Annotated in this window: 14 protein-coding genes, 18 tRNA genes and 3 rRNA genes; all 35 read right to left on the bottom strand. The window is 41.3% G+C overall.

Features of this window, described 5'->3' with window-relative positions; translation table 11 throughout:
- Entirely contained in the window at positions 1-831 is an 831-nt protein-coding gene (mreC, locus tag NST80_RS00175) for a rod shape-determining protein MreC (RefSeq protein WP_002886281.1), read from the bottom strand.
- Positions 832-888: 57 nt separating this feature from the next.
- Positions 889-976 (bottom strand) — tRNA-Ser (locus tag NST80_RS00170).
- A gap of 4 nt (positions 977-980) precedes the next feature.
- A tRNA-Ile gene (locus NST80_RS00165) sits at positions 981-1,054 on the bottom strand.
- A 31-nt stretch (positions 1,055-1,085) separates the two neighbouring features.
- Positions 1,086-1,156: transfer RNA gene (locus tag NST80_RS00160), tRNA-Gly, on the bottom strand.
- Between the two features lie 9 nt (positions 1,157-1,165).
- Positions 1,166-1,238: transfer RNA gene (locus tag NST80_RS00155), tRNA-Phe, on the bottom strand.
- Between the two features lie 3 nt (positions 1,239-1,241).
- Positions 1,242-1,315 (bottom strand) — tRNA-Met (locus NST80_RS00150).
- Positions 1,316-1,324: 9 nt separating this feature from the next.
- Positions 1,325-1,414 (bottom strand) — tRNA-Ser (locus NST80_RS00145).
- Between the two features lie 19 nt (positions 1,415-1,433).
- Positions 1,434-1,507, bottom strand: a tRNA-Ile gene (locus NST80_RS00140).
- A 16-nt stretch (positions 1,508-1,523) separates the two neighbouring features.
- Positions 1,524-1,597 (bottom strand) — tRNA-Met (locus NST80_RS00135).
- A 5-nt stretch (positions 1,598-1,602) separates the two neighbouring features.
- Positions 1,603-1,676 (bottom strand) — tRNA-Pro (locus NST80_RS00130).
- A 6-nt stretch (positions 1,677-1,682) separates the two neighbouring features.
- Positions 1,683-1,756 (bottom strand) — tRNA-Arg (locus NST80_RS00125).
- Positions 1,757-1,770: 14 nt separating this feature from the next.
- Positions 1,771-1,856 (bottom strand) — tRNA-Leu (locus NST80_RS00120).
- A gap of 6 nt (positions 1,857-1,862) precedes the next feature.
- Positions 1,863-1,934, bottom strand: a tRNA-Gly gene (locus NST80_RS00115).
- Between the two features lie 6 nt (positions 1,935-1,940).
- A tRNA-Thr gene (locus NST80_RS00110) sits at positions 1,941-2,013 on the bottom strand.
- 12 nt (positions 2,014-2,025) lie between these two features.
- A tRNA-Leu gene (locus tag NST80_RS00105) sits at positions 2,026-2,107 on the bottom strand.
- A 5-nt stretch (positions 2,108-2,112) separates the two neighbouring features.
- Positions 2,113-2,185: transfer RNA gene (locus NST80_RS00100), tRNA-Lys, on the bottom strand.
- A 19-nt stretch (positions 2,186-2,204) separates the two neighbouring features.
- Positions 2,205-2,277: transfer RNA gene (locus NST80_RS00095), tRNA-Asp, on the bottom strand.
- Positions 2,278-2,279: 2 nt separating this feature from the next.
- Positions 2,280-2,352 (bottom strand) — tRNA-Val (locus NST80_RS00090).
- Positions 2,353-2,357: 5 nt separating this feature from the next.
- Positions 2,358-2,473, bottom strand: a 5S ribosomal RNA gene (gene rrf / locus NST80_RS00085).
- 83 nt (positions 2,474-2,556) lie between these two features.
- Positions 2,557-5,456, bottom strand: a 23S ribosomal RNA gene (locus NST80_RS00080).
- Between the two features lie 146 nt (positions 5,457-5,602).
- A tRNA-Ala gene (locus NST80_RS00075) sits at positions 5,603-5,675 on the bottom strand.
- A 54-nt stretch (positions 5,676-5,729) separates the two neighbouring features.
- Positions 5,730-7,277 (bottom strand): 16S ribosomal RNA (locus NST80_RS00070).
- The 16S, 23S and 5S rRNA genes sit together here with 18 tRNA genes alongside, the layout of an rRNA operon.
- Before the next feature lie 359 nt (positions 7,278-7,636).
- Complete coding sequence (gene ftsH, locus NST80_RS00065) at positions 7,637-9,616, bottom strand: ATP-dependent zinc metalloprotease FtsH (protein ID WP_118058111.1); 1,980 nt, start codon at positions 9,614-9,616, stop codon at positions 7,637-7,639.
- Between the two features lie 19 nt (positions 9,617-9,635).
- Positions 9,636-10,178 carry a hypoxanthine phosphoribosyltransferase gene (gene hpt, locus NST80_RS00060; RefSeq protein ID WP_002883962.1) on the bottom strand — a complete coding sequence of 181 codons (543 nt, stop codon included), beginning with the start codon at positions 10,176-10,178 and terminating at the stop codon, positions 9,636-9,638.
- An 81-nt stretch (positions 10,179-10,259) separates the two neighbouring features.
- Positions 10,260-11,525 (bottom strand): tRNA lysidine(34) synthetase TilS, encoded by a 1,266-nt coding sequence (gene tilS / locus NST80_RS00055; RefSeq protein ID WP_183138037.1) that lies wholly within the window; start codon positions 11,523-11,525, stop codon positions 10,260-10,262.
- Positions 11,525-12,817, bottom strand: a complete 1,293-nt coding sequence (locus NST80_RS00050) for a serine hydrolase (RefSeq protein WP_118172453.1) — start codon at positions 12,815-12,817, stop codon at positions 11,525-11,527. Before NST80_RS00050 ends, tilS begins: the two co-directional genes overlap by 1 nt.
- Positions 12,814-12,945 carry an SP_0009 family protein gene (locus tag NST80_RS00045; protein ID WP_002883955.1) on the bottom strand — a complete coding sequence of 44 codons (132 nt, stop codon included), beginning with the start codon at positions 12,943-12,945 and terminating at the stop codon, positions 12,814-12,816. The genes NST80_RS00050 and NST80_RS00045 overlap by 4 nt, the downstream gene beginning before the upstream one ends.
- Complete coding sequence (locus NST80_RS00040) at positions 12,945-13,316, bottom strand: septum formation initiator family protein (protein WP_002886276.1); 372 nt, start codon at positions 13,314-13,316, stop codon at positions 12,945-12,947. Before NST80_RS00040 ends, NST80_RS00045 begins: the two co-directional genes overlap by 1 nt.
- On the bottom strand, positions 13,300-13,575 hold the full coding sequence (locus tag NST80_RS00035) for an RNA-binding S4 domain-containing protein (protein ID WP_002883975.1): 276 nt from the start codon (positions 13,573-13,575) through the stop codon (positions 13,300-13,302). Before NST80_RS00035 ends, NST80_RS00040 begins: the two co-directional genes overlap by 17 nt.
- A gap of 185 nt (positions 13,576-13,760) precedes the next feature.
- Complete coding sequence (gene mfd / locus NST80_RS00030; protein ID WP_118172455.1) at positions 13,761-17,267, bottom strand: transcription-repair coupling factor; 3,507 nt, start codon at positions 17,265-17,267, stop codon at positions 13,761-13,763.
- Positions 17,260-17,829: an aminoacyl-tRNA hydrolase gene (gene pth / locus NST80_RS00025; RefSeq protein ID WP_002886273.1), complete on the bottom strand. Its 570-nt coding sequence runs from the start codon at positions 17,827-17,829 to the stop codon at positions 17,260-17,262. The genes mfd and pth overlap by 8 nt, the downstream gene beginning before the upstream one ends.
- Positions 17,830-17,901: 72 nt before the next feature.
- Positions 17,902-19,017 carry a redox-regulated ATPase YchF gene (gene ychF, locus NST80_RS00020; protein WP_002883967.1) on the bottom strand — a complete coding sequence of 372 codons (1,116 nt, stop codon included), beginning with the start codon at positions 19,015-19,017 and terminating at the stop codon, positions 17,902-17,904.
- A gap of 209 nt (positions 19,018-19,226) precedes the next feature.
- A complete protein-coding gene (locus NST80_RS00015; RefSeq protein ID WP_002886272.1) occupies positions 19,227-19,418 on the bottom strand; it encodes a DUF951 domain-containing protein in 192 nt (63 codons plus the stop codon).
- 51 nt (positions 19,419-19,469) lie between these two features.
- Positions 19,470-20,606 (bottom strand): DNA polymerase III subunit beta, encoded by a 1,137-nt coding sequence (dnaN, locus tag NST80_RS00010; protein ID WP_002886270.1) that lies wholly within the window; start codon positions 20,604-20,606, stop codon positions 19,470-19,472.
- Positions 20,607-20,760: 154 nt separating this feature from the next.
- Complete coding sequence (gene dnaA, locus NST80_RS00005; protein WP_037611169.1) at positions 20,761-22,125, bottom strand: chromosomal replication initiator protein DnaA; 1,365 nt, start codon at positions 22,123-22,125, stop codon at positions 20,761-20,763.

Genomic DNA, 22,125 nt, shown 5'->3' with positions numbered 1-22,125 from the left:
TTATTTACCATCTCCAACTAAAGTAACATAAGAAATTTTATCAAAATCAGCATAAGGTTTTACCAAAATCGTACGATTACCTTCATAATCACTCACAGAGTCTACAGTACCAATTGGAACATCCTTTACCGATACATCATCAAGACCACTTGTAACCACTTCAGTGCCAACCTTAACGTTAGAAGATGAATTAAGTTGTGTCATCTCTAGCAGCTTCTTTTTATTATCATAACGAGAGATAATCCCGAAAATCTGGTTATCATCCTCTGATTTGACGCTAGAAGCAAGGTAGCTATCACTAGAACTACTAGACAGTAAAGAAATAGTTGTAGTATCATCGTATACCTTAGTTACAAAACCGATTACTCCACCATTAGAAGTTGCTAGCATGGACTTACTAACATTCTTAGACTTACCGACATTAATCGTTAACTCTTTTAACCAAGTCACAGAAGGTCGCATGGAAACTTCAGCAGTGAGAACATTATCACGACTTAGCTTGTCCGAAAGATTAAGCGAAGCTCTTAAAGAATCATTCTCTTCTTGCAAGTTAGAAATAATAGATGATTGATTTTCTAAATTTGATAAAGATTTTTTTAAATCTCGATTCTCATTATAAGTTGATAAGAGATCAGAAATAACATTATGAGATTTTGATAAAGCAGTAAATGGAACTGAAATCACTGAGTCTACTTTGGTAACAAAACCCGAAACATTAGACGAGATTTCCTTCGTTAATTTTTTATTAGTAAAGACAAAAGAAAAAAGCATTACAAAAAATAGAATAACAATAAACCCATAAAGAAGAAATCGATAAAAACTATTTTTCATTTTGTCACCTCAAAAAAAGAAAACGAATTATCTAAAAGATAATTCGTCATAATACTACGGAGAATGGGGGATTCGAACCCCCGCGCCAGTTACCCGACCTAACGATTTAGCAAACCGTCCTCTTCAGCCTCTTGAGTAATTCTCCAATATGGGCACGAGTGGAATCGAACCACCGACCTCACGCTTATCAGGCGTGCGCTCTAACCATCTGAGCTACGCGCCCAAGCAAATGCTTGGCTATAATATCCAAATAAAGCGGGTGACGAGAATCGAACTCGCGACAACAGCTTGGAAGGCTGTAGTTTTACCACTAAACTACACCCGCTTAACAAAATGGCGCGAGACGGAATCGAACCGCCGACACATGGAGCTTCAATCCATTGCTCTACCAACTGAGCTACCGAGCCATATTGCGGGAGCAGGATTTGAACCTACGACCTTCGGGTTATGAGCCCGACGAGCTACCTAGCTGCTCCATCCCGCTTTAATTATAAGGAGGATGTGGGATTCGAACCCACGCACGCTTTTACACGCCTGACGGTTTTCAAGACCGTTCCCTTCAGCCGGACTTGGGTAATCCTCCAAATATTATAATTAATATATGGACCTTGTAGGACTCGAACCTACGACCGCTCGGTTATGAGCCGAGTGCTCTAACCAGTTGAGCTAAAGGTCCAAGAAATCCATATATATAGCGGCGAAGGGGATCGAACCCCCGACCTCCCGGGTATGAACCGGACGCTCTAGCCAGCTGAGCTACACCGCCATAAATCGGGAAGACAGGATTCGAACCTGCGACCCCTTGGTCCCAAACCAAGTGCTCTACCAAGCTGAGCTACTTCCCGATAAAATGCACCCTAGAGGAGTCGAACCTCTAACCGCCTGATTCGTAGTCAGGTACTCTATCCAGTTGAGCTAAGGGTGCTCATTATTATATTATGCCGAGGACCGGGATCGAACCGGTACGAAAGTTTCCTTTCGCAGGATTTTAAGTCCTGTGCGTCTGCCAGTTCCGCCACCCCGGCTCCTCAAGCGAACGACGGGATTCGAACCCGCGACCCCCACCTTGGCAAGGTGGTGTTCTACCACTGAACTACGTTCGCATTTTATGCCGGCTACATGACTTGAACACGCGACCCTCTGATTACAAATCAGATGCTCTACCAACTGAGCTAAGCCGGCTAACTTTTCTAATGCGGGTGAAGGGACTTGAACCCCCACGCCGTTAAGCGCCAGATCCTAAATCTGGTGCGTCTGCCAATTCCGCCACACCCGCATATATGACCCGTACTGGGCTCGAACCAGTGACCCATTGATTAAAAGTCAATTGCTCTACCAACTGAGCTAACGAGTCTCAAATATTTCTATTTGAACGGTCCCGACGGGAATCGAACCCGCGATCTTCGCCGTGACAGGGCGACGTGATAACCGCTACACCACGGGACCTATGGGAGTTAACGGGATCGAACCGCTGACCCTCTGCTTGTAAGGCAGATGCTCTCCCAGCTGAGCTAAACTCCCTTTGCGCTAAGCGACTACCGTATCTAACAGGGGGCAACCCCCAACTACATCAGGCGTACTAGGGCTTAACTTCTGTGTTCGGCATGGGAACAGGTGTATCTCCTAGGCTATCGTCACTTAACTCTGAGTATTCTCAACTCAAAATTGAATATCTATACTGTATCAAGAAACCAAATCGTTGTCAATATGTCTCAGTTACTTTCTTTGGATAAGTCCTCGAGCTATTAGTATTAGTCCGCTACATGTGTCACCACACTTCCACTTCTAACCTATCAACCTGATCATCTCTCAGGGCTCTTACTGATATAAAATCATGGGAAATCTCATCTTGAGGTGGGCTTCACACTTAGATGCTTTCAGCGTTTATCCCTTCCCTACATAGCTACCCAGCGATGCTCTTGGCAGAACAACTGGTACACCAGCGGTAAGTCCACTCTGGTCCTCTCGTACTAGGAGCAGATCCTCTCAAATTTCCTACGCCCGCGACGGATAGGGACCGAACTGTCTCACGACGTTCTGAACCCAGCTCGCGTGCCGCTTTAATGGGCGAACAGCCCAACCCTTGGGACCGACTACAGCCCCAGGATGCGACGAGCCGACATCGAGGTGCCAAACCTCCCCGTCGATGTGAACTCTTGGGGGAGATAAGCCTGTTATCCCCAGGGTAGCTTTTATCCGTTGAGCGATGGCCCTTCCATGCGGAACCACCGGATCACTAAGCCCGACTTTCGTCCCTGCTCGAGTTGTAACTCTCGCAGTCAAGCTCCCTTATACCTTTACACTCTGCGAATGATTTCCAACCATTCTGAGGGAACCTTTGGGCGCCTCCGTTACCTTTTAGGAGGCGACCGCCCCAGTCAAACTGCCCGTCAGACACTGTCTCCGATAGGGATAACCTATCTGGGTTAGAGTAGCCATAACACAAGGGTAGTATCCCAACAACGCCTCACTCGAAACTGGCGTCCCGAGGTCATAGGCTCCTACCTATCCTGTACATGTGGTACAGATACTCAATATCAAACTGCAGTAAAGCTCCATGGGGTCTTTCCGTCCTGTCGCGGGTAACCTGCATCTTCACAGGTACTAAAATTTCACCGAGTCTCTCGTTGAGACAGTGCCCAAATCATTACGCCTTTCGTGCGGGTCGGAACTTACCCGACAAGGAATTTCGCTACCTTAGGACCGTTATAGTTACGGCCGCCGTTTACTGGGGCTTCAATTCATACCTTCGCTATTGCTAAGCACTCCTCTTAACCTTCCAGCACCGGGCAGGCGTCACCCCCTATACATCATCTTACGATTTAGCAGAGAGCTGTGTTTTTGATAAACAGTTGCTTGGGCCTATTCACTGCGGCTGACCATAAGTCAGCGCCCCTTCTCCCGAAGTTACGGGGCCATTTTGCCGAGTTCCTTAACGAGAGTTCTCTCGCTCACCTGAGGCTACTCGCCTCGACTACCTGTGTCGGTTTGCGGTACGGGTAGAGTATAATTAACGCTAGAAGCTTTTCTCGGCAGTGTGACATCACTAACTTCGCTACTAAACTTCGCTCCCCATCACAGCTCAATGTTATAGATATAAGCATTTGACTCATATCACACCTCACTGCTTGGCCAGACACTTCCAATCGTCTGGTTTAGTTAGCCTACTGCGTCCCTCCATCACTATATACTCTAGTACAGGAATATCAACCTGTTGTCCATCGGATACACCTTTCGGTCTCTCCTTAGGTCCCGACTAACCCAGGGCGGACGAGCCTTCCCCTGGAAACCTTAGTCTTACGGTGGACAGGATTCTCACCTGTCTTTCGCTACTCATACCGGCATTCTCACTTCTATGCGCTCCAGCACTCCTCACGGTACACCTTCTTCGCACATAGAACGCTCTCCTACCATACCTATAAAGGTATCCACAGCTTCGGTAATATGTTTTAGCCCCGGTACATTTTCGGCGCAGGGTCACTCGACTAGTGAGCTATTACGCACTCTTTGAATGAATAGCTGCTTCTAAGCTAACATCCTAGTTGTCTGTGCAACCCCACATCCTTTTCCACTTAACATATATTTTGGGACCTTAGCTGGTGGTCTGGGCTGTTTCCCTTTCGACTACGGATCTTAGCACTCGCAGTCTGACTGCCGATTATATCTCGTTGGCATTCGGAGTTTATCTGAGATTGGTAATCCGGGATGGACCCCTCACCCAAACAGTGCTCTACCTCCAAGAGACTTAACATCGACGCTAGCCCTAAAGCTATTTCGGAGAGAACCAGCTATCTCCAAGTTCGTTTGGAATTTCTCCGCTACCCACAAGTCATCCAAGCACTTTTCAACGTGCCCTGGTTCGGTCCTCCAGTGAGTTTTACCTCACCTTCAACCTGCTCATGGGTAGGTCACATGGTTTCGGGTCTACGACATGATACTAATACGCCCTATTAAGACTCGGTTTCCCTACGGCTCCGTCTCTTCAACTTAACCTCGCATCATATCGTAACTCGCCGGTTCATTCTACAAAAGGCACGCTCTCACCCATTAACGGGCTCGAACTTGTTGTAGGCACACGGTTTCAGGTTCTATTTCACTCCCCTCCCGGGGTGCTTTTCACCTTTCCCTCACGGTACTGGTTCACTATCGGTCACTAGAGAGTATTTAGGGTTGGGAGATGGTCCTCCCAGATTCCGACGAGATTTCTCGTGTCTCGCCGTACTCAGGATACTGCTAGGTATAAAGACTATTTCGAATACGAGGCTATTACTCTCTTTGGCCTACCTTCCCAGGTAGTTCTTCTATAATCTTTAAGTCCACGTTGCAGTCCTACAACCCCGAAGAGTAAACTCTTCGGTTTGCCCTCTTGCCGTTTCGCTCGCCGCTACTAAGGCAATCGCTTTTGCTTTCTCTTCCTGCAGCTACTTAGATGTTTCAGTTCACTGCGTCTTCCTCTACATTACCTTAACAGTAATGAGTGACAGGCATAACCTGCCGGGTTCCCCCATTCGGACATCTCTGGATCATTGCTCACTTACAGCTCCCCAAAGCATTTCGTCGTTAGTCACGTCCTTCATCGGCTTCTAGTGCCAAGGCATCCACCGTGCGCCCTTATTAACTTAACCTTATTTTGGTCTTTCGACCTAACTCATTAAATATTCACAGCGTTTCGGTTTATTTTCTTGTTACTATCTATATGTAATTAATTACATATGGAATTTGATATAGATATTCAATTTTCAATGGACAATACTTGAATCTTGCGATTCAATGGAGCCTAGCGGGATCGAACCGCTGACCTCCTGCGTGCAAAGCAGGCGCTCTCCCAGCTGAGCTAAGGCCCCACAAGACCTCTCAAAACTAAATAAGAAACTCAAGTACATTCCGTTTTTCCTTAGAAAGGAGGTGATCCAGCCGCACCTTCCGATACGGCTACCTTGTTACGACTTCACCCCAATCATCTATCCCACCTTAGGCGGCTGGCTCCAAAAGGTTACCTCACCGACTTCGGGTGTTACAAACTCTCGTGGTGTGACGGGCGGTGTGTACAAGGCCCGGGAACGTATTCACCGCGGCGTGCTGATCCGCGATTACTAGCGATTCCGACTTCATGTAGGCGAGTTGCAGCCTACAATCCGAACTGAGATTGGCTTTAAGAGATTAGCTTGCCGTCACCGACTCGCAACTCGTTGTACCAACCATTGTAGCACGTGTGTAGCCCAGGTCATAAGGGGCATGATGATTTGACGTCATCCCCACCTTCCTCCGGTTTATTACCGGCAGTCTCGCTAGAGTGCCCAACTGAATGATGGCAACTAACAATAGGGGTTGCGCTCGTTGCGGGACTTAACCCAACATCTCACGACACGAGCTGACGACAACCATGCACCACCTGTCACCGATGTACCGAAGTAACTTTCTATCTCTAGAAATAGCATCGGGATGTCAAGACCTGGTAAGGTTCTTCGCGTTGCTTCGAATTAAACCACATGCTCCACCGCTTGTGCGGGCCCCCGTCAATTCCTTTGAGTTTCAACCTTGCGGTCGTACTCCCCAGGCGGAGTGCTTAATGCGTTAGCTGCGGCACTGAATCCCGGAAAGGATCCAACACCTAGCACTCATCGTTTACGGCGTGGACTACCAGGGTATCTAATCCTGTTCGCTCCCCACGCTTTCGAGCCTCAGCGTCAGTTACAGACCAGAGAGCCGCTTTCGCCACCGGTGTTCCTCCATATATCTACGCATTTCACCGCTACACATGGAATTCCACTCTCCCCTTCTGCACTCAAGTTTGACAGTTTCCAAAGCGAACTATGGTTGAGCCACAGCCTTTAACTTCAGACTTATCAAACCGCCTGCGCTCGCTTTACGCCCAATAAATCCGGACAACGCTCGGGACCTACGTATTACCGCGGCTGCTGGCACGTAGTTAGCCGTCCCTTTCTGGTAAGCTACCGTCACAGTGTGAACTTTCCACTCTCACACTCGTTCTTGACTTACAACAGAGCTTTACGATCCGAAAACCTTCTTCACTCACGCGGCGTTGCTCGGTCAGGGTTGCCCCCATTGCCGAAGATTCCCTACTGCTGCCTCCCGTAGGAGTCTGGGCCGTGTCTCAGTCCCAGTGTGGCCGATCACCCTCTCAGGTCGGCTATGTATCGTCGCCTAGGTGAGCCGTTACCTCACCTACTAGCTAATACAACGCAGGTCCATCTTGTAGTGGAGCATTTGCCCCTTTCAAATAAATGACATGGGTCATCCATTGTTATGCGGTATTAGCTATCGTTTCCAATAGTTATCCCCCGCTACAAGGCAGGTTACCTACGCGTTACTCACCCGTTCGCAACTCATCCAAGAAGAGCAAGCTCCTCTCTTCAGCGTTCTACTTGCATGTATTAGGCACGCCGCCAGCGTTCGTCCTGAGCCAGGATCAAACTCTCATTAAAAAATTTAATAATTGTTCGAGCGTTAACTCATTACCGTCGTCTGACGATTTATTCTTGTAAATTGACAGGTTATAATTTCTTCTATAACCCTGCACTTGGTTTCTTATTCAGTTCTCAAAGGTCTTTGTCTCTCTTAAGACAACTTCTGTATTCTAGCAAATCTAGAATGTCTTGTCAACACTTTTTTTGAAGTTTTTTCACTTCTCGTGTCCGCTGTCTCTCGCGAAACAGCTTATTTATAATATCATCTCTAGCTTGTCTTGTCAATAATTTATTTTGATTTTAATTTTCTTTTTTTATAATACTTTTTAATAGTATTTCTTCTCTCGATTTATCTAAAAAAAGAAGAGTAAAACTCCTTACTCTTCTTCATCTTTATTTTTATTTTCAATTCTTTCTTTGACTTCGTCGTAAGATAGGGCATGGTTATCTTCTTCTGAATCTCCAAGAGAATCCTCCGGCATCTTACCAGTCTCATAAATTGACTTGATTTGTGCAGCATCAAGTGTTTCATACTTAAGCAAAGCTTCTGCAATGAGAGCATGTGTTTCTCGGTTTGCATTGATAATTTCAGCTGCTTTGTCATGTGCCTCAACTAAAAGTGATCGAATTTCTTCGTCAATAAGTTGAGCTGTATGAGCTGAGTAAGACTTGTCTGTCGTAAATTGTCCTGGATTCATTGCATGACTACCTTCATATTGGACTGGTCCAAGTTTTTCGCTCATACCATATTCAGTAACCATTGCACGTGCTAACTGTGTTGCTTGCTCAAAGTCATTTGAAGCACCTGATGTTTGAACGTTGAAAATAATTTCTTCTGCAACACGTCCACCCATAAGTCCTGCCAATTGTTCTTTTAGCTCATCTTTAGATGACAACATCTGATCCTCTTTTGGTAGAGAAATCATATAACCACCTGCGCGACCTCGTGGAACAATAGTAACTTTGTGAACATCACGAGCGCTAGAAAGTGTTAAACCAACAATTGTATGACCTGCTTCATGGTAAGCCACAACTTTACGTTCGTGTTCTGAAACTTGGCGGTCTTTCTTAGATGGTCCAGCAATAACACGATCCTCTGCTTCGTCGATGTCACTAGCATCAATTCTAGTCTTACTACGTCGTGCAGCAACTAGGGCTGCTTCATTTAAGACATTCTCTAAGTCAGCTCCAACAAAACCTGGAGTTTGTTGAGCAACAACTTTAAGGTCAACATCTTCAGCCAATGGTTTATTCTTGGCATGGACTTTCAAGATAGCTTCTCGGCCTTTTACATCTGGGCGACCAACAAGAACTTTACGGTCAAAACGTCCTGGACGTAGGAGTGCTGGATCAAGAACATCACTACGGTTGGTTGCAGCAATGACAATGATATTCTCATTTCCATCAAAACCATCCATTTCTATCAACAGTTGATTAAGGGTTTGTTCACGTTCGTCGTTACCGCCGCCCATTCCAGTACCACGACGACGGCCAACCGCATCGATTTCATCAATAAAGATAATAGCACGTTCGGCCTTCTTAGCGTCTTCAAAAAGACTACGAACACGACTTGCTCCGACACCGACAAACATCTCTACGAAATCAGAACCTGAGATACTAAAGAAAGGAACATCTGCTTCACCAGCAACAGCTTTAGCAAGCAGAGTTTTACCTGTCCCTGGAGGGCCTTCAAGGAGAACACCCTTAGGGATACGTGCACCAAGTGCTTTATATTTTCGTGGATTTTTGAGGAAATCTACGACTTCTACAAGTTCTTCCTTTTCTTCTTCCGCACCAGCCACATCTGTAAAACGAACTTTAATATTCTCTTTTGATTGAGTCTTAGCACGGTTGCGGCCAAAATTCATTGCACCGCGGTTACCACCTTGATTCATCATGAAAAGGAAGAAAATAGCAATCCCAATCAAAGGTAGGTAACTAAAAAGATATGAAATCCAAGCACCACTTGAACTTTCACGTATCATTTTAACATTAACATCAGCTGCTTCTGATGCTGACTGCAATTTCTGCATGGTTGTTTCATTCTGCAGCACAGTCGATGTAAAGCTACGTGTCTCTGATGATGCACTACCTAAAAATGGTAGACTAAGATCAGTATCAACCTTTTCAGCCTTTTTGTAGCTACCTTTAACTTCAATGATACTACCGTCTGGCTGATAAGTGATAGATTTTACCTTACCATCTTCAATTTTCTTAACCAACTGTGTGTAAGACAATTGTTGACTTGGGCTTTGGCTTCCTCCTGCAAAGTATTGTACTCCGGTTACAACCGCAATAATAACTATGATGTAGAGAAAAGCGTTCCGTAAGAAGCCATTATTATTTTTATTATTCATAAATTAATTAGACCTTTACTTATTTTGTATAAATTTCTTCTTTTAGGACACCGACATAAGGGAGGTTACGGTATTTTTCATCATAGTCTAGTCCGAAACCAACGATAAATTCATTAGGAACATCGTAACATACGTAATCTGCCTCAATATCAACAACACGACCTTCTGGTTTATCAAAAAGAGTTGCGATTTTGACTGAATTGGCTTTACGGTACTTGAACATATCTCGAAGATAAAGGAGCGTACGACCTGTATCAATGATATCTTCAATAAAGATGATGTCTCGTCCTTCAACATTAGTGTCAACATCTTTAAGAATCTTTACTTCACCACTGCTGACAGTCCCACCACCATAACTTGAAACGACCATAAAGTCCATCTCAATATGGGTATCAATATGTTTGATAAGTTCTGCCATAAATGGAACAGCACCTTTCAAAACACAGACTAGTAGAGGATTTTTCCCCGCATAATCCTCTGTCAATTGTTGTCCTAGTTCTTTAGTTTTAGCTACGATATCCTCTTGGGAAAAGAGGACTTTTTTAATGTCTTTTTCTAACATTTGGGTTCCCTTTCTCGAAGTCAATATTCTGTTATTATACCACTTTTACTTCAATCATCGTTATTTGAACATGGTATTTGATTAGAAATTCTTATAAATGACTACAGTGCCATAAAGTATAGCATTTTCAGGTCTTTTTTTCAAATAGAGACGCCCAGCAACATAAAGAAAAATAATCTGACCATCTTGTTCTCCTATAATGGCTTTTTGACGATCCTTCTCTAAAATCTTATTGTCTATAAACAGTCGTCTTAATTTTTTATGGTGACTACCAAGGTCAATCTTATCGCCTTCTTTTCTATGACGAATCACTATTGGGGAATCTGACCAAATACTAATAGTATCTGAGTTAGAAACGTCATTGAATTCTGAAAAAGTCAAGGTATGGTCCTCAAACTCAACAGATTTTCCAAATTCTAAGAGACAAGAAGGAGATAAAGAGATAGCCTCTTCTTTCCTTATTAGGAAAGAAGTCTGTGTTTTTACTAGTTCGTAACCATTTTTTAGGGGGATCTTTCCTGAACCATTTTTCCTTAGATAACTTATCAATTGATTAAATTGGCCTTTAGAAAGCTGTAAATCAGGAAAGGAGTCTAAATAATTCTGAAGAAGAAAGAGCTGGACAGGGGCTGACTGTTGCTGAAAAACAGATAAATCAGTGATAGTAATATCCTTTGTTAACTCCCCTAAAGCTTGCCTCATAAGACCAATCTCCTCGGCTAAAAGACAAAGGTGCTCCTTAAATTTAGGATTTTCCTGAGATAAGGTAGGAAGATAGGTCAATCTGATGCGATTCCGAAGATAGGCTAGTGACGTATTACTCCTATCTTCAAAATGGAAAGTTACGGGAAGCTGATCTTTCGTAAGATGCAAAAAGGGACGAATAATCTGACCAGTACCAAATGGTCTGATAGCTGAAATTCCTGTCAGGTTTCTTAAACGACTTCCTCTCAACAGTCTCATAAAAATCGTCTCTGATTGATCATCTGCATGATGGGCTGTTACAAGAGCAGAGTAATCATAATCTTTCATGACCCGCTTAAAAAACTCATAGCGAAAGGTACGGGCAGCATTTTCTGAAAACTTTCCTGAGAAGGTACTATAGTGAAAAGGGACCTTATGTTCCTTTGCCCAATGACGTAAATACGCTTCTTCATGCTCCGACTCTTGCCGTTGTTTATGGTTAACGTGAGCAATCCCCAACTGAATATCCAAATCTTTTTGATGGTTATACAAAAAGTGCAGCAAACTCATAGAGTCTGCTCCACCTGATACTGCTACTAAAATTTTCTTGTGCTGGTTAAAATAACCCTTGGCTTGCATCATTTGCAACAATTTTTGTGTCATTATTTTAAAATTCCATAAACATCATCTGCAATTGAGGTGATCTTGTCATAGCCCTCTTTATCCGTAAAAATCGATAGAATAAAGGGAGAATCTGCATAAACAATAGCGACGTCATGTTTAAAGTCGTAGGCATCACCAATTTTATGAGCGACGGGAACATCAATGTTTTTGGAAATACGTTCGCCATCATAGTCCGTACTTGAAAGATAATTGATAATATCTCCATTTTGTCTATAAACAGCCTCCATCAAAGTACCTGCGGCTCTAGCAGTCAACTCCTTTTTATCCATATTCCACGAAGTCGCTGCGGCTTTATCTACTGATTTTTGGAAGGCCTTGTCATACTGATTGGTTACATAATAGCCTAATATATTTGTCGCTACATTATCTGAGTTTTGGGCTACAGCCTTTAACAGATTTTCCAAGCTATAATTCTTATCATCAGGCATCTTACTAATCTTTCCAGAACCATCTGGATCATAGGCACCTGGAAAACCATTTACAGCAGAGGTATATTGATACTCATCTGATAATGATAATTTCTTTTGAGACAGACGTTCCTGTGCATAATAAAGTACTCCTAGCTTGGCTACGCTAGCTGCATACATGCTTTTTTCGTCATTGATAGCAGCTACTCGGTCCGTATCAAGCTGTTTAACATAAACTGAGATGCGCTCTTGATTGTTATACTTCTCATCAAGGACTTTTTGAACAGCCTCGATGCGATTGTCAATCCTTGACAAATCAGAGGCATTAATCCAACCCTCTCCGTCTACCAAATAGTAGGTCCCTGCATGCGTCTGAGCTGCTTGGCTAACCTTAATGGGTTTAAAACTAGCGAGTTTGGAGTCAGCTTTTTCAGTTCCTAAAACGTAAGGTTCTTTGTATACCGTTAAACCATCTTTAGTCCAGAAGGTCATATCTACTGTTTTTTGATTATAGATACTGTCGTCTACAATTGATTTCTGACTAGCGGCTACATAATCACCATCTTGAAGTTGGAAAACAGGCTCACCTTTAGCATTCCAAAAAATAGCAGAAATCGATAGTTTGGTATCCGCTTGGATACTGGTTTTAAATTCTGTTAAATCCTTGTTCTTATAAGTTAGGATAGTTGTTATCGTTCTTGGGTTTTTAGGAATCTGTTTAAATTGAGTCAAGCTAGCTGTAGTATTTTGAGTCAATTTTTGGACCTGTTTTGGGGTCAGAGTTAGCTCCTTCTCCATAGGAAGTAGGACCAGGGGGCTAGAAGATACAAGCACAACAGTTGCAGCTATTAAGAGCTTTTTCATGCTTGCTTCTTCACCTCCTCTTTCCTCGGTAATTCCGTTTTAAGTTGCTGATTTTTTTCTGATAGTTCCTCTAACTTGGCTTCTGAATAGGTTAAAAAAGTTTCTACAGTTTTTAGTAAATCTTTCATTAGGGTAATAAGCTTGGTACAGGATAGATTGACTCTCCTTCACGTGAATAATAGTACTTAGCACGCGCATATTTCTCGGCGAAAGCATCATCCTTAAGTTTCTTAGCCAAATCCTTTCGTTCCTTTGTCTGATCCGACAATTTATCATAGTCTTTCTGAAGCGACAAGACTTCCTTCTCTTGCTGTTTGATATTCATATAGGTCTCAACCAGATTATAGGTTGGCAAGATAAAGAGTAAGACAACCACAAAGAGAATCCACCCCATAAAGCGATTCCTTTGTTCGTGTTCGGCACGCTCTAATCGTTGCTCTTGATTGGCATTATCAATGTAATCGTTCGTAAGCTGTACAATATTAGGCTTCTTGCTCATCTGCTTCAATCCTTGTTTCACTTATAATCTCGTACATTTTTGCCGCATCTTCTTTTTTAGTACTGTCTTTCATTTCTAAAACACGGACAGTTAGAAGTTTATTTCCAAAACGAACTTCCACTTGGTCACCAATTTTTAAATCTGTAGATGACTTAGCGAGTACTCCATTTACTTTTATACGTCCTTTATCAGCTACTTCTTTAGCAACTGGACGGCGTTTGATAATTCGTGATACTTTTAAATATTTGTCTAATCTCAATGTTACTGTTTCCTTTTCGTTAGGATATCTCTTCTATGATAGCATTTTTTTGAGAAAATAGGGGACTAAAGCCTTTTCAAGTACAAAAATAAGAGGATCGACACTAGTCGACCCTCTCAGGAGATTTATGAAAAAGAAAAGTTTTAGGATGTTTTATAGTATAGAGAAACTTACTTAAACTTTCCTTAAGCTTCTTTTTTTTCTTTACGTTCTTTGATTTCCATAAATGTCTGTCCAAAAATCTTTAATTCTTCAAGAATCTCATAGTCTTTCTTGTTACGAACATCAAAAGTAATCTCTACTTTCCCCTGATTATCACTGATTTTTGCTTTTAAATGCGTTTTAGAGATAGCTTCGAAATAGTCTTGAGTCAAGAAGAATTTAAGAGAGGCTTTTTCGAAACGAACAATAATAGTATCGTTCTTACGCTCGACTAATTCTGCAAAGGCAGCATCCAAATAGGCCTTAACCAGACCAATCTCAATGAGATAGGCAACTTGGTCTGGATATTCTCCAAAGCGGTCAATAAGCTCATCTTGAAGGTCTTGATAGTCTTTCTGATTCTCAATTTCTCGAATACGCTTATAAATTTCAATTTTTTGGCGCTCGTCAGAAATATAGTCAGAAGGGAGGTAAGCATCAATCTGAAGATTGAACTCTGCATTTCCTTTACGTCGAACTTGAGTTTTACCTTGACGTTTATTGATAGCCTCTTCCAAGAGTTGTGAGTACATTTCAAACCCGACTGAGTCGATGAATCCACTTTGAGAAGCACCAAGAATGTTCCCGGAACCACGAATTGATAAATCACGCATGGCAATTTTGAAACCTGATCCCAGTTCTGTAAAGCCCTTAATAGCATCCAATCTCTTCTCAGAGACTTCCGTCAACACTTTATCAGGACGATACATGAGATAGGCATAAGCAATTCGATTACTACGCCCCACACGACCTCTCAACTGATAAAGAGTAGATAAGCCCATATGATCTGCATTCTCAATAAAGAGAGTATTAACGTTGGAGATATCAATCCCTGTCTCGATAATAGTCGTTGCTACCAAAACATCGTAATCACCATTCAAGAAATCCAAGAGGGTATTCTCCAACATAACCTCACTCATCTGACCATGAACAAATCCGATACTTGCTTCAGGGACCAGCTCATGTAGTTCAGAAACTTTTTGATCAATGGTTTCAACACGATTATAAACATAAAAAATCTGGCCGCCTCGGTCCATCTCTCTTAATATCGCTTCTCGAATAAGACCAGGTTTGGTTTCCATAACGTAAGTTTGAACTGGATAACGGTTGGTAGGTGCTGTCTCAATAATCGACAAATCACGAATACCTAACATAGACATATGAAGCGTACGAGGAATAGGTGTCGCAGTTAGGGTAAGGACATCAACCTTAGCTTTCAACTCCTTAAGTTTCTCTTTATGCTTCACGCCAAAACGTTGTTCTTCATCAATTACTAGCAAGCCTAAATCAGAAAACTTAACATCTTTGGACAGCAGGCGGTGGGTACCGATAATAATATCAATACGCCCTTTAGCTAGATTTTCAATAGTCTCATTTTGCTCTTTTTTACTTCTAAAACGACTGAGTTCATCTACTTCAACGGCATGATTTTCAAAACGTTCTTTAAAATTCAAATAGTGCTGATGGGCAAGAACTGTTGTAGGAACTAGGATAGCAACTTGCTTTCCATCATTGACCGCCTTGAAGGCAGCACGCATAGCTACCTCTGTCTTACCAAAACCAACATCACCTACCAAGAGACGATCCATGGGTTTGTCTGACTCCATGTCTGCCTTAATTTCCTTGATAGAACGCAATTGATCCTCTGTCTCAGCATAGGCAAAATCATCTTCGAAATCCCTTTGGTTATCATCATCTGGTGAAAAAGCAAAACCTTTAAGTTGACTACGCTCAGCATAAAGTTTTAAGAGATCATCGGCAATATCCTCTACTTGCTTGCTTACTTTTTGTTTAGTCTTTTGGAAACGCCCATCATTGAGTTTATTAATTTTAGGTTCTTTTCCGTCCGCTGATACATACTTAGAGAGACTCTCAATCTGCTCAACAGGTAGAGAAATTGTTGCAGCATCCTGATATTGGATGGTCAAGTAGTCACGATGCACCCCTTTAATCTCAATAGTCTCAATACCTTTAAATTGACCGATACCATGAGTCTGGTGTACAACATAATCACCTTTTTCAAGTTCATTGTAATCTTTGAGACGCTCTGCATTGGAAACGTGACTGGCACGCGCACGACGTTTTACTTTTTTATGAAAAATCTCACGTTCAGTGACAAGAACAAGCTTTTCATCCGCAAAGTAAAAACCATTGGATAAGTTTCCTAAGACTAACTGAGGCTTATGAGGTATCAAATCTCCAAAACTACTAAGGGGTAAATCTAAATCATATTCTTCCAAGGTTTCCTTCAAAGATTTGAGCTGCTTCTCAGACCCCACTTGTAAAATAACTGTGGCCTTATTCTTGGTATAGCGATGTATTTCATCAACTAGAAGTGGAAACTGGTTAAAGAACTCCTGCATAGGGTATTGCGTGAATTGATACAACTTATCAAATTTAAGATTTCCCAATCCCTTATGAAAATTCGAAAAGAAACTAGCTGGCTGATAGTTACGTAAAGTCTTAAATGAATCCACTAAGTAATTTAGATGACTCAGAGACTTGCCCTGATGAAGATCCTCAGTTAAAAGATTAGCCACTTCCAACTCAAGACGTCCATGGCGGTCCACTATCTTTTGAAAATCATCAATGAATACAGGAGTTCCCTTTGGAAGGTAGTCAAATAAGGTGTAAGCTTTATCATAAAAAAGAGACAAAAACTTACGTAAATCTTTATGACGGTAACCATCAATCGTAACCGACAGGACCTCCTCAAGGTAAGCCTTATGAGGACCTTCTGCCTTTGAGACCGCACTTTCTAGGGCCTTCTCAGCACGTTGGTAATCTTCTCTTGTTAAGATAATATCATCTGCCGGAGATACGATAATATGCTCTAAATTGTCTAAAGATTTCTGACTATCGCTATCAAACTGACGAATACCATCAATCTCATCTCCAAAAAATTCTAAACGGTAGGGGAGTTCTGCAGTCAGTTCATAAATATCTAAAATATCGCCCCTACGACTGAACTCACCAGGGGAGAGAACCTGCTCTACTCTTTGGTATCCAATATGAGTCAGATGCTTACTGAGAGCCTCTAAATCATGTTCCTCCCCTAGTGTTAAGTCAATGCGAGAGTCTTTATAAACCTCAGGATTAGGCAAATGTAACTTAGTACCAACTAAACTCGTAACCAAGATTCCACTTGACTCTTTATCTATTAAAAAATTAAGACTTTCGAGACGAGAATGGGTCTTTTCTGGAGAAGCGAAGATAAACTCTGCAGCTACTACATCATCTGCAAAAAAAGAATAAACCTTATCCTCTCCTAAGATAGCTGACAAATCTCCTGTTAGTTGCTCAGCTTCATTTTGTGTTGAAGTAACGATTAGAATCTTAGGAACCTGCTCAGAAAGGGCAGATGCCATGACAACTGCCTTGCTGGAACCAGAAAATCCCATAACCAACTGTCTACTCAATAAAGTTACTTTATCACTCCACTCAAGCAATTGAGGATTCTTCTCAAAAAGATCTAATAGGGTATTAGCCATTATAACGCCTCATAGTGTCTTCGAAATCATTGGTTTTAAGGTAATGATTGAGGGCCGTCTCTACCTTGTCTAAAGTCAGTAAAATTGTGGCATAATCATCTTCACTAAATTTTCCAAGGACATGATTAACGACCGTCATTCCTTTCTGTGGGCGGCCAATACCAATTTTTATACGGTCAAATTCTTGAGTGCCAGTTTCAGCAATGATAGATTTAATCCCATTATGACCACCTGCTGAACCTTTTTGACGAAAGCGCAATTTCCCAACTTCCATATCTAAGTCATCGTAAATAACGATAAAATCCTCCATGGGAATATTGTAATAAGCTAGCAATGCTCTAACAGCTAGACCAGATAGATTCATAAAGGTCGTTGGTTTCACAAAATAAACCTTTTCATCGTTTAAAAAGGTCGAAGCCACTTCAGCCTTAAAGGTCTTTTCTTCAGAAAAAGTTAATCCTAGTTCCTTAGCCATTAGGTCAATGGCCATAAAACCAACATTGTGACGTGTCTCATGGTATTTTGAACCAGGATTTCCCAAGCCAACTACTAATTTTGTCATTATTTCTCCTCTTTGATAAACAGCAAAAGGACTGAAAAATACTTTTCAGCCTTGTGCACTATTTTTTATTTTCTAAACGTTGAAACGGAATTCCATGATGTCGCCATCTTGAACAACATATTCTTTTCCTTCTTCACGAAGGCGACCAGCTTCCTTAACAGCTTTCTCAGAACCATATTTAATAAGATCATCGTAAGACATGGTTACAGCACGGATAAAGCCTTTCTCGAAGTCAGAGTGGATAATTCCAGCTGCCTGTGGAGCCTTGATGCCTCGTTTAAAGGTCCAAGCACGTACTTCTTTCTCACCAGCAGTAAAGTAAGTTCCAAGACCAAGCAAGTGATAGGCTGCGCGTGTCAGTTTATCAACTCCTGATTCTGTCAAACCAAGGTCTTCCAAGAACATTTCTTTGTCTTCATCATCCAATTCAGAAATTTCTTCTTCAACACGTGCCGAGATAACAACTACTTCTGCATTTTCAGTCGCTGCAAACTCACGAATTTGTTTGACATAATCAATATCATCAGGATTTGCGACTTGGTCTTCATCAACGTTAGCCACATAAAGTACTGGTTTTGTTGTCAAGAGGAAGAGTCCCTTAACAATTTTTTGCTCTTCCTCAGTAAAATCAATCGTACGTGCAGACTTACCATCTTCTAGAACAGGTTTAATCTTTTGAAGAATATTAAACTCTGCCACAGAATCTTTATCTTTTTGTGTACGAGCAATTTTTTCGACACGCGCATAACGTTTGTTAATTGATTCAAGGTCAGCCAAAATCAATTCTAGGTTGATTGTATCAATATCAGCCATCGGATCTACAAAGGCATCCTCACGCCCTTGTTCACGCATAACATTTTCATCATCGAAAGCACGAACCACATGGACAATCGCATCTACTTCACGAATGTTCGCTAAGAACTTATTTCCAAGACCTTCACCCTTTGATGCTCCTTTTACGATACCCGCAATATCTGTGAACTCAAATGTGGTTGGAACTGTCTTTTTAGGGGTAATAAGTTCAGTCAGTTTCGTCAAACGCTCATCTGGTACCTCAACCATTCCGACGTTTGGATCAATTGTCGCGAAAGGATAGTTAGCAGCTTCCGCACCCGCTTTTGTAATTGCATTGAAAAGAGTTGATTTACCAACGTTTGGCAAACCAACGATACCTGCTGTTAAAGCCATTAATTTATTTCTCCATAAAAAAGTAATTCAGTTAATTATAACACAAAAATTGTTAAAAATAGGCAACTTCCCTTTGAGAATCATAAAAAGGAAAGCAAGGCAAAGAATGCTATAAAGAAGATAATTAGGGACTCTAGAAAGTTTTTATATTGCTAGTAAACTAATTTTCTTAACACAAGAACCTCATTATATAGACTCCCCAATGTCTGTTATAAAACCTTCTTAAGTTTCTTTTCGAAATCATGACGACTCATCATAACCACATGATCACAATTCGTACAACGAATCTTAATGTCAGCTCCAAGACGGGTCACTTCCCATTCATTAGCTTTTTTTCCTGTTGCTTTGATGGTACAAGCATGTGGTTTTTTCATTTCAACTAAACTTCCAATTTGGTACATAGACTTCCTCTCTAGTAAAAAAGTTATCCACTGTGGATAACTTTTTCGATTTTAGTTTGTTCTTACAGGTGTAATCAATTGAATAAAATTCTCACTGTCATCTGCTGGCGTCAAAGTAAATGGACGCACTGGTGAAATGAAACGTACACGGACAGTCTCACTCTTAAGAGCTTTCAAAGCATCTATTAGGTAGGTTGGGTTGAAACTAATGACCAGATCACTACCAGAAACATCTTGCACATCAATATCCTCATTCACCTTTCCGACTTCTGGTGAATTAACATGGGCACTGACACTGCCATTGATGATTTCGAGTTTGACGGTACCACTTTGACTAGCATTAGAAATCAAATATGAACGTTCCATAGCAGAACGAAGGCTAGCTGTCTCGAAAACAACTTCTGTTTCAAATGAATCAGACAAGAGACGATTCGTGTCTGGATAATTTCCTTCAAGTAGACGTGTATAGAAAGAAATTGTTTCACTACGGAATAGAATTTGATTTGCTGAGAAGAAAACCTCTATGTTTTCAATATCATCGCTAAAGACTGCCGATAATTCTTTAAGTGAGCGACTTGGGATTACAACATCAAAGTTATCTGCAGAATGCTCCAAAACAAGTTGGCGTTGGCTCATACGGTGAGAGTCAGTTGCTACAGCTTTGAGATCTTTATGATTTGAAAGAACGAAGTGAACACCGGTTAAAATTGGACGACTTTCTTGGGTGCTTGCTGCGAATGAAGTTTCAGCAATGATAGATTTTAACACTTTTGTGTCCATGAGTAATGGCGTCAAGCTATCAACTTCCTGAATACGGGGATATTGTTCAACATCTTTCCCTTTCAAGGTAATTTCTGATTTACCACTTTTCAGTAAAACTTGGTATTGTTCAATTTCTTCAAAAGTAAGGGTAACATCAGGCAAGCTTGAGACAACATTAATGAAAAAGTTTGCTTCCAAAAGGATACTACCTGGCTGTGTAATTAAGAGGCCTGCATTTTCTTCTGAAACTGAGATACTATTTTCAATTGAGATTTGCCCATTTGATCCTGTCAAATAGATACCGTCACTGGTAACTTCGATTTTAATCGTTGATAGAATTGGGATAGCATTTTTAGAAGAAATAGCACGGCGAGTTGTATGAAGTGCTTGTAAGAAATAAGCTTTATTAATCGCAAATTGAATCATGATGCTCCTTTATTTTATTAGTATTATTTTAGTAGTAGTAGTAGGTCTTGTGGACACTGTGCATAAGTGTACAAAACATAGTTTTATCAAGGCTTTAAACTTGTGCACAGCCTGTGGAAAAGTTTGTATAATTTTTAATAGTTATCCACAAGTATTATTTTATCTTGTTTTTGATGGTATCAATTTCAATGCGTAAACTGTCATCTTGAGCAATCATATTTTTGATTTTATTGTATGCATGTAAGACAGTTGAGTGGTCTCTTCCTCCAAATTCTTTTCCAATTTTTGGAAGGGAGTTATCAGTCATTTCACGCGCAAGATACATGGCTACCTGACGTGCCAAGACAATATTTTGTGTTCGTTTAGTTGCCTTAATCTCTTTTACTGTGACATTATAAAATTTTCCTACTTCAGTTTGGATATCCTCAATCGGAATAAGAGTTAACTTAGGACTATCCATTTTACGTGCGCGAATGGCTTCAGCAGCTACCTCAACTGTGATAGTATCTAACTGGCGAACATTGGCAACTAAGCTAATATCTTTTAAGGCCCCTTCTAAGTCACGGACATTTGAATCAAATTGGCCAGCTAAATACTCAATTGTTTCAGGAGGAAAATGATAATCATAGTCCATAATCTTATTAGTAAGAATGGCCACTCGCGTTTCAAAGTCAGGTGGTGTGATGTTGACGGTTAACCCCCATTTAAAGCGCGTGACAAGACGCTCTTCCATCTCGTTCAATTGATCTGGATTACGGTCGCTGGTCAGGACAATTTGTTTATTATTATTGTGAAGGACATTGAAAGTATTGAAAAATTCCTCTTGAGTGGCTTGCGTTGATTTTTTAGCCAATGATTGAATATCATCAATTAAGAGAACGTCCAGATGACGGTATTTTAGTTTTAGTTCATCCATTTTATCTAAACGGATATGGACAACAAATTCATTAATGAAATTCTCTGCAGTAATGTATTTGATACGTGCTTGAGGATTATCATGTAAGACCTTGTTACCAATGGCATTGAGTAAGTGAGTTTTTCCGAGACCAGGTCCTCCATAAATAAATAGAGGGTTATACGTAGCTCCTGGTGAATCAGCTACAGCTAAAGATGCAGCAACTGACCAACGGTTTTCATCCCCCTGAATAAAATTATCAAAGGTGTACTTACTATTTAAGTCAGAGTCCAATGTAGGAAGAGCAGGTGTTTGCTGTTCCTTTTTATTGCCAAAGTCATTGTTTGTTACAGTTGAATTTGCCTCGTTTAAGAGTGCTTCGTCAAAGACGTACTCAACTTTGATTTCACTATTATAGGCTTCAAAACCAGCCATCAAAATGAAAGATTGCATATTCTTTTCCCAGAATAGCTTTTTGACTTCTTCAAGCAGAATTGTAGCAACGTTATCTTGAACTTTGATGAGCTTGGTATCTAGGACATAATAATCAAAAGTGGCTTGTGTTAGTTCCTCTTTGGCCAGCTCTAAGAGCTTATTCCAAAAAAAATGCTCTTTTTCGGTCAT

Origin of the sequence: Streptococcus sp. FSL K6-1323, assembly GCF_038630745.1 — a bacterium.
Taxonomy (GTDB): Bacteria; Bacillota; Bacilli; order Lactobacillales; family Streptococcaceae; genus Streptococcus; species Streptococcus salivarius_D.
This window is presented reverse-complemented; position numbering and strand designations above follow the sequence as displayed.